This window comes from Mucilaginibacter sp. P4_E8 (genome assembly GCF_056401495.1).
Genome location: NZ_JBFUJG010000361.1, coordinates 1 through 1,629 on the forward strand (window position 1 = coordinate 1; position 1,629 = coordinate 1,629).

General features: G+C 35.5%; 3 protein-coding genes. All 3 read left to right on the top strand.

Annotated elements, in window-relative coordinates; all coding sequences use genetic code 11:
- A partial coding sequence (locus AC1DRQ_RS31360) for a hypothetical protein (RefSeq protein WP_477430032.1) occupies positions 1 to 293 on the top strand: 293 nt, incomplete at its 5' end.
- A gap of 49 nt (positions 294 to 342) precedes the next feature.
- Positions 343 to 1,242, top strand: a complete 900-nt coding sequence (locus AC1DRQ_RS31365) for a glycosyltransferase family 2 protein (RefSeq protein ID WP_477430034.1) — start codon at positions 343 to 345, stop codon at positions 1,240 to 1,242.
- A 2-nt stretch (positions 1,243 to 1,244) separates the two neighbouring features.
- A partial coding sequence (locus AC1DRQ_RS31370) for a hypothetical protein (RefSeq protein WP_477430036.1) occupies positions 1,245 to 1,629 on the top strand: 385 nt, incomplete at its 3' end.

Consider the following 1,629-nt stretch of genomic DNA (forward strand, 5'->3'; position numbering starts at 1 on the left):
ATAATGTAATAGTTAACCATCCGGCCCGTTCAGAGGTAAAGGAACTTACAAAAAAGGCGAAAAGAATATCCGGGATCTCAAAAATAACTGCAAATAACAGGTCAAAGGTTCAGGTATTATGGGATTTTATCAAAATGTTGAGGCCGCCGGTGAAGGATATAGGCCGGATTAACAAGGAAGATCTTAACCTTAGCGGAAAAGTTCAGGTTTTTGGATTACACTATTACCTAAGGGTGCTTACGGCTACAGAATCGTTTAGACTGCAGTTAGGGAAAACTGCAAACAGAGAATAAATTAAATTTAAAAATTAGGTAAACCCCGATAATTTTTTAATGAATAACTATGGTAAGTGTTGTAATTCCTACATATAAACGTCCAGACCAGCTTTTAAGTGCTGTAAACAGMGTACTGCAACAAACCTATAAGGATTTTGAAATAGTGGTTGTTAATGATAACAAGGATGATCACGAGACCATTAGCGCGCTCCTGGGAACCTTAAAAGATCCCCGGATAAAGTATTTAAAAAATGAGCGTAAAAAAGGGGGCAATGGTGCAAGAAATACAGGGATCCTGCACTCAAATGGAGAATTTATAGCATTTCTTGACGATGATGATACCTGGTTCCCTGAAAAACTTGCTGAACAAGTGTCAAAGATGGATAGTCTGGACAATTCATGGGCGGGATGCTATTGCGGTTGGGAAACTGATGGTGTGTTGTACACAGCAGGGAACGATGGAGATTTAATATCACCTTTTTTAACTAAAAAGTGCCCTTTAGGAGCAAGCTCAACATTATTGATTCGTAAATCTGTAATAAAAGAGAGCGGCCTTTGGGACGAGGACCTTAACAGGTTTCAGGATTATTTATTTTTTATTGCTATAATAGTTAATTACAAATTCGGATTTGTAGAAAAACCTTTGCTTCGTATAAATGGACACAATATACCTGGTTTTGATTCATTAAAGATCAGTAATGACCAGTATTTAGAGAAGGTGTCTTTATTTAAAAAAATTGTGGACCACCCAGACTATTCCTACTTTTTAGCAAGGCAATACAGGGATATGGCCTTATATGCAGCAATAAACGGATACGTTAAAGATGTTAATTTATTTTTGCGCAAATCAGTTAAATATAAAATACTGCCGTTAAAGAACTACCTATCCGTACTTGTTTATTTTGTTAACTATTTTACCTTTAAGTTTGAATTCGGCTTATCACAAAGAAAGCCAAAAAGCCATTAAGTATGCTAATGAGAAATGTGTTGGATAGGGAAGATTCTGTGGATGTTAATTTTATTAACGGCGGCCCTGAGAGGCTCGTTATAAAAGATATTATAAAGCCATTTTTTATCCATTTATTTATTGGCACAGTAATTTTTGCAACAGGTGATTATAATAAAATTTTAATACCTATACTGTGGTTTTTCGCGGTTTTCTTTTTCAAAAGGAACAACGTATACTTTTTGTTAACTGCTGTATATTCAGTTTGCTTTCCAAGCGAAGTAGTTTATTATGCCTTCGCTGTGGTTTTGCTGGTTTTGTTATTCCTCAGAAAAAAGAAAGGGGAGGATACTGCCGATATTAAATGGATAAAGAAATGTGCAAAAATTTTCTTCATATCCTGTATCC